Consider the following 7,026-nt stretch of genomic DNA (forward strand, 5'->3'; position numbering starts at 1 on the left):
CCGATAATTTTTGTATACGTGTCACGCGGAATGCTGACCATGTCGGTTGTATTCGTTTTTGGGTTAACGGTCATATAAATGAGCGTATCGGCACGGCCCTTATCGCCGTCGCGTTCATCTACACCCATGATTAAGACAGAAAAAGGATCTTTTTTATTGATACTGACCTCTTTATCCCTCTTTTTCGATTTATCAATGCTTTCATGAATACTTGCCACGGTTGATGCTGCTTTATGCCATAAGTAGTATGCATAGCCGCCAGTTCCGAGTACAAATACGGCCACAATGGCTAAAATGACAAGTAATGCCTTTCTTTTTTTCTTTCTTTTTTCAGCTCTCATAATAAAGTCCTCGCTTTTTTGTAATCTAGTACGATTATAAGTTTCTTAATATTTGAAAACAACTAAAATTTGTCTGATTCTTTACAATAGACGGCTCCTTGTAACAAATGTTTCGGTATTTTAAGAAAATCCGCAAAAATTTTTCGTTGTTTTGAAAGAAATCTTAAAATAAGCTTAAAATTGTCGATAAAAAGTGGAGAGGTGATATAGGAATGAAAAAAATTGCTATTTTAATGTTCTCAATGCTGCTTCTTTTGTCTGCGTGCGGCACAGCTCAGAACTCATCAGGAGCAGAAACAAATTCAGACAGCCAGGATGCAACTGCAGAAGAGACAGTAACGAAGGAAGGCACTTTTGCCGGTTTGGCGGACAGCCATACAATTGCAGTCACTATTGATGATAAAGAGACGTCGATTCAGGTTGGTTCAGACCTTCAGGACAAAATGAACAGCATTTCAGAAGGGCAAAAAGTTGTTGTCAAATATACAAAAGATTCAAATGGCGCTTTAATGCTTAAGGATCTTGAGACAAAGTAATAAAAAACTCTTAGGGGGTTCCATGTTTTGAAAAAAATGAAGCTCTTGCTTCTATCGTCAGTCACTGCGGCGGCTGTAGCATGTCCGGCGTTTATGCAGACTGCGAAAGCCGCTGATAAAACCATTTCGGTTAAGCTGAGTAATTATGTAGGCAGCAAATCAAGTTTGGATGTCGATATCACAGGCGGATATGAAATTCCCGGCTCAAGAATTGCGGATACGGAGCGATATGGAGGAGCAACCCGTTTTGATGTTGCCAATAATGTCGCCTCTGCCGGATGGACAAATCCAACGACTGTGGTCATTGTGAATCGGGACGCTTTTGCCGATGCGCTCTCAGCAACCCCGCTTGCCAAAAAGTACGATGCACCGATTTTATTAACAGACGCAGATTCGCTAACACCAAAAACAGAAAGCGAAATTGCAAAATTAAATCCTGACAATATTCTCATCATTGGCGGGACAATCAGTGTTTCTAAAAATGTAGAAAATACATTAAAAAAATATGGTTCTATCGATCGGATTGGCGGAGCAACCCGTTACGAGGTTTCTAAAAACATAGCCGATCGGATGGGGAATTACAGCCAGGCAGTAGTGGCCACAGGCATGGTCTTTACGGATGCCCTGTCAATCGCGCCATATGCTGCAATGAACGGTTATCCGATTTTACTTGCGGGAGACAATAACATCCGCAGTGATTACAAAATTCCAAGCAAGGTTACAATTGTCGGCGGTCCGTTGAGTGTCAGCACTGGTGTGGAAGCTGCATTAAAAAAGAAGGCAACTGTGAAACGGATTGGCGGCGTTTCCCGATATGAGGTATCTGCCAATATCGTTAAAGAATTAAATATGAAAGCAACAAAGGTATTTATGTCAAACGGCCAAACATTCGCGGATGCATTAACGGGATCTGTGCTTGCAGCAAAGCAGGGAAGCCCTTTACTGCTGGTTGAATCAGGCAGCCTGCCGTCACCAGTCGCTGATGTAGTAGCGTCAAAAGGAACTCAGTCATTTGCGCTGCTTGGAGGAAGCATTTCCATCAGTGATACGCTAAAGAACAAACTGGCAGATACTTTTGCAGGAACTGGATATACAGTCAAGTTAACCGGCGGAAACCTAGTGCTTTATAAAAACAGTACTGCAATCAAGACGCTTGGAACGTCTTTTACAGCACAGCCTAAAAAGTATGCAACTACAAATTCTATCAGTCTGAACGGAACGCCATATCTCGGAAACATGAAATTTACAATAGAGTCAGGCAAATATGTTCGGCCAATCAATGTGAATATCCCCTTTGAAGATTATTTAAAGGGTGTTGTTCCTCATGAAATGCCGGCCAGCTGGCAGAAAGAAGCGCTTAAAGCCCAAGCTGTCGCAGCGAGAACTTATTCCATCAGTTCGGCCGGAAAAGAAGTACAAGACACCACCGCTTTTCAGGTATATGGCGGATATGACTGGAATTCAAAAACTTCAGAAGTGGTCGAAGCTACAAAAGGAAAAGTTTTGAAATACAATGGGAATTTGATTTCAGCTACGTATTCCTCAAGCAACGGCGGCTACACAGAAGCGAGCGGCGAGGTGTGGAGCAGCCAGCTTCCTTATTTAATCGCCAAAAAAGATACGTACGACCCGCAAATCAGCTGGTCTCTGTCTTTAAATAAAACCCAGCTTGATAAGAGCAGTCTGAATCTGAAAAGCCCGGGTTCATGGTGGAGCTCTAAAAATGAAACAAACTCATCATATTTGAGCGGTTTGAAAAGCTGGTTTATTAAAAATAAATACAGCAATGCCGAGTCTATCAAAATCACGAAAATATCCAGTGTGAAATTCAGCACGGAGAAAACTGCCGGTCAGCGGCCGAAAACAGCAAGCGTCACATTCTCATATTTCGTGAAAGAAAAATCAAATGGCTATATCCTGTCAAATGGAAGCCTCAGTGAAAAAACAGCAACAATTACTGTACCTGCAACAGAGCTGAGAACGATGCTTGGCGCTTCCAATATGAAGAGTACATATGCTTCTGTCTCAAGCAATACAAACGCCTTTCTCATTAGCGGTAAAGGATACGGACACGGCATAGGCATGAGTCAGTACGGAGCCAATGCCAGAGCAGCTGCTGGACAATCTTATACAACAATTTTAAGTTTTTACTATCCGGGAACAACTCTATCAAGCTATTAAAAGATTGTTAGAGTCAAAGGAGGCGAGATGCCTCCTTTGTTCGTTATTTGATTTATGGATCATTATGAATCTTTGGAGGGACTATCTTTGCGGATCTTTCTTAAAAGCATACCTATGCTGATACTAGGAGTCGTGTTATTTGTACCAAATGCGTTTGCGGCCAACTCTGTTACAAGGCTGGATGGAGCAAGCAGATATGAGGTTGCAGTAAATGTATCAAAACAAGGCTGGAGCAGTGCGGGCACGGTTGTTATAGCAAACGGAACAGCGTATGCAGATGTATTAACTGCTGCACCTTTGGCTTACAAATACAATGCTCCGATTCTATTGACGGAATCATCTAAACTGACTACACCGACTAAAGACAGAATCAGCCAGCTTAAACCGAGCAAGGTCATCGTCATTGGCGGAACGATCAGTGTTTCTAACAACGTTGTAAGCGACATTAAAAAATTGGGTATTTCCAATGTGGAACGGATCGGCGGAAGAAGCCGCTATGAAGTTGCTCAAAATATTTCTAAAAAATTGTCTTCAAATTCAAAAGCAGTAATCGCAAATGGAATGGCATATGCTGACAGTCTGGCAATCGGTTCTTATGCTGCCCGTAACGGTATTCCAATTCTACTGACGACTGCAAGCTCTATTCCCGAACCAACGAAAAATGCGATGAACAGCAAAGGAACAACATCGACTATTGTGGTCGGGGGAGAAATCAGTGTCTCAAAAAGCGTTTACAGCCAGTTGCCATCACCAACAAGAATCGGCGGGAACAGCCGTTTTGAAGTGGCTGCCAACATAGCGAAAAAGTATTATTCTTCATCAAAAGCTGCATTTGTCAGCAATGGCTATCAATATGCAGATGCTTTAGCGGGTTCTGTGCTGGCGGCGAAGCAAAATCGCCCAATGCTATTTACTGACGCCGGTTCATTGCCGACTGCGACAAGAACAGTCATCGGATCAAATAGCAAGAATACCTTCACAGTTCTTGGGGGAACTATTTCAGTGACAACAAATGTCGTGAACCAGCTTAAAAATGTAATTGTAGGCAAAAAGGTATTTGTGGATGCAGGACACGGTGGGTATGACAGCGGCGCGGTAGGTAATGGTTTAAAAGAGAAAGATGTTAACCTTGCCGTTGCTAAGCTTGTAAACAGCAAACTTTCCAATGGTGGAGCCATTCCGATTATGGCCAGATCTACAGATGTTTTCTTAGAGCTTTCGGAGCGGGTTGCAAAAGCAAAAAGCAATAATGCAAACCTATTTGTGAGTATTCACGCCAATTCAGCGAGCCCAGCAGCAACCGGTACTGAAACCTACTATTATACAAAATATGAGTCAGAAAACAGCAAACGGCTTGCGACAGAAATACAAAACAGACTCTATAAAGCACTCAATACTCAAAACCGCGGCGTGAAAATCGGGAATTTCCATGTCATCAGAGAATCAACGATGCCGAGCAGTTTAGCGGAGCTGGCGTTCATTTCAAATGCGAACGACGCAAGTAAGTTAAAGAGTGCTTTGTATCAAGAAAAAGCAGCTCAAGCAATATATGAAGGAATCATTGGATATTATTAGGGGATTAAATTAGTAGACATCAATAGCGGCTTGCCGGCAGAACCCATCAGGAATTGCCGGCAAGCTTTTTTATACGATAAAATGAGAAAAATTTTAAACCACATATGCTATGTAAAAGTTTAACAAAATTTAAGGTTAGGCCTATTCTTATTGACAGATGTTTTTGATATAATTATCAGGCAAAAATATAACCGATCCATTAGGGTAGTGAGGTAATCGATGAAAATAAGCATTGTTATCCCTGTATATAATTCAGAAGATCTTATTTCCGAATGTCTTGACAGCTTAGTTAATCAAACGATGCCAAAAGAGGATTATGAGATTATATGTGTTGATGATAAATCTACGGATTCATCTTTAGACATTTTGAATCAATATAAAAAGAAATATGAAAATATAGTTGTTATTGAAAGAACGGTAAATTCAGGCGGTCCAGGTGCGCCGCGGAATGATGCAATAAAAATTGCCAAAGGTGAATACATCCTGTTTGTTGATTCCGATGACTATCTAGGCAATGAAGCATTGTTAAGATGGTACAATTTCTCAAAAGAGAATGATTCAGATATTACTTTAGGTAAGTTAAAAGGGATAAACGGCCGAGGTGTTCCCAAATCAATGTTTAAGGAAACGAACCCGGATGTTGATTTGGTTGATTCCAAAATTGTTTTCACATTGGGACCCCAAAAACTGTTTAAAGCCTCACTTTTAAAAGAAAATAAAATTACCTTCCCTACTCACATAAAAGCAGCGGAAGATCAGGTCTTCACAATGAACGCTTATTTAAAAGCAAAGAAGATTTCTGTTTCAGCTGACTATGATTATTACTATCTGGTCAAAAGAGACGGTGAACATATGAGTGTTGCTTATGTTCCCCCAGAGAACTTTTATGGAGCAATGGAAGATATTATCTCTGCTATCAAGGCTAGTGATCTGGAAGAAGCAAGAAAAACGAAACTGATGGCAGTATTTTTAAACAGGCATTTCGATTTTTCGCGGACAAAAAATGTCACAATAAAAATGAAGACAGATGAAGAAAGAGCTGAATGGTTTAAATATTTGTCCTCATTTATTCATGCAGTACCTGAAGAGGCTGACCAATTTGTGCTTCCGCATATCAAATTGCGGCTGCTGTTTATTCGGAATAATGATTTGCAGGGGTTAACCCAGTATGAGCGTGAAGAACAAGACATTAAAAAGTTCTGTGTTGTAAATAACGGGGATTTAATTGCACGTTATCCGAGCTTAGAACGCTATCCAATTTCTGAAGAGTTATTAAAAGTAAATTATAAAAATAAGCTTGAACATTATCTGCAGAATATTGAATTTAGTGATCACAGCCTCAGCATTCAAGGAACCATTAAACACAAATTGTTGGATGATGAAACGAATCAAAATCAATCTCTGACAGGAGTATTTGTTCATCGCGATACAAAGGCGGAAAAATACATTGCGCCGGCTAAGTATGAAAATTCAACATTTACATTTGAGTGCAAGTTTGATGAACTGGCATCTGCAGAAGAAGATTTAGGCGTTTGGGATTTCTTTATTGAATCGTCAATAGATGGCTATAAATTAAGGGCGAGAATCGGAAACAAGCGTGCTGCGTATAAGTATTCAACAAACACGATGTATTTAGGGCATAATGCGTTGTTTGTCTTCAGTGCAAGACCATATTTCACAATGAACTACGATAATCTTTCGATTGATATAAAGAAACATGCCTATACAGAAGCAGAACTTTCATATGAAACTGAATCAAAAGATTTATCATTTATTTTTAAAGATAAGCAAATCTGTTTGCCAAATCATTCAAAAATGATTGTGAATACCGGACAGTCTGAAATCTCATTACCGGTAAAACGTATAGAGTTAGAGCCTAATTGCACAAAATTGACGGTAAACGTGCAGAGTTTGCTTGAACAGCTAGCTCATGTAAAGAAAGAGCGATTAATTGAATTTGCGATAAACACTTCTCAAAATAAAATCAGTGCAAAAGTGGATAACCAAGCAATTGTCCTGGACACAAGGAATGTGGAACGAAAATCCATGTTATTCTTTAGTAAAATGGTTGAGGTTCAATACAAGCTGTTAACCTCTAAATCAAAGTTTTATTTTCAATATTAAATGCTTCACAACGAAAAGAGACAAATCAGTAAAATGATTTGTCTCTTTTTTTAAACAATATGCTTAATTTTAAAAAAAAGTGTCTAAAACAATAAAAAGTTTACGGATAAATGTCAGAAAAAATAACAAATTCACACTTCTTAACATACCATTTACATCCAATTAACATCCGTCTGCTAAACTGACTGGCATAGGTCATCATAACATCCCAAACAAATCGTGAGGTGTGTGTCAGTGAGTGCAGAGAAAAGCATGAATGTGAGTCGTGA

5 protein-coding genes are annotated in these 7,026 nt (G+C 39.7%); 4 read left to right on the forward strand and 1 reads right to left on the reverse strand.

The window, feature by feature from the left end:
• A partial coding sequence (locus Q8865_10650) for an LCP family protein (GenBank protein MDP4153875.1) occupies nt 1–341 on the reverse strand: 341 nt, incomplete at its 3' end.
• Nucleotides 342–553: 212 nt separating this feature from the next.
• Here Q8865_10650 and Q8865_10655 point away from each other — a divergent pair.
• The 4 genes from Q8865_10655 (at nt 554) to tarQ (ending at nt 6,757) form a co-directional block, all read left to right on the forward strand.
• Nucleotides 554–877, forward strand: coding sequence for a hypothetical protein (locus tag Q8865_10655; GenBank protein ID MDP4153876.1), 324 nt, complete (start codon nt 554–556; stop codon nt 875–877).
• 27 nt (nt 878–904) lie between these two features.
• Nucleotides 905–3,058: a SpoIID/LytB domain-containing protein gene (locus Q8865_10660; protein ID MDP4153877.1), complete on the forward strand. Its 2,154-nt coding sequence runs from the start codon at nt 905–907 to the stop codon at nt 3,056–3,058.
• Between the two features lie 87 nt (nt 3,059–3,145).
• Nucleotides 3,146–4,633, forward strand: coding sequence for an N-acetylmuramoyl-L-alanine amidase (locus tag Q8865_10665; GenBank protein ID MDP4153878.1), 1,488 nt, complete (start codon nt 3,146–3,148; stop codon nt 4,631–4,633).
• A 219-nt stretch (nt 4,634–4,852) separates the two neighbouring features.
• Nucleotides 4,853–6,757, forward strand: coding sequence for a (poly)ribitol-phosphate teichoic acid beta-D-glucosyltransferase TarQ (gene tarQ, locus Q8865_10670; protein MDP4153879.1), 1,905 nt, complete (start codon nt 4,853–4,855; stop codon nt 6,755–6,757).
• Nucleotides 6,758–7,026: the final 269 nt, after the last annotated feature.

The organism is Bacillota bacterium, from assembly GCA_030705925.1.
Lineage (GTDB): Bacteria > Bacillota > Clostridia > Oscillospirales > Feifaniaceae > JAUZPM01.

Bases quoted from the DNA above. Each gene is read 5' to 3' on its own strand.
- Q8865_10655 (MDP4153876.1), top strand. From the start codon at position 554: ATGAAAAAAATTGCTATTTTAATGTTCTCAATGCTGCTTCTTTTGTCT.
- tarQ (MDP4153879.1), top strand. From the start codon at position 4,853: ATGAAAATAAGCATTGTTATCCCTGTATATAATTCAGAAGATCTTATT.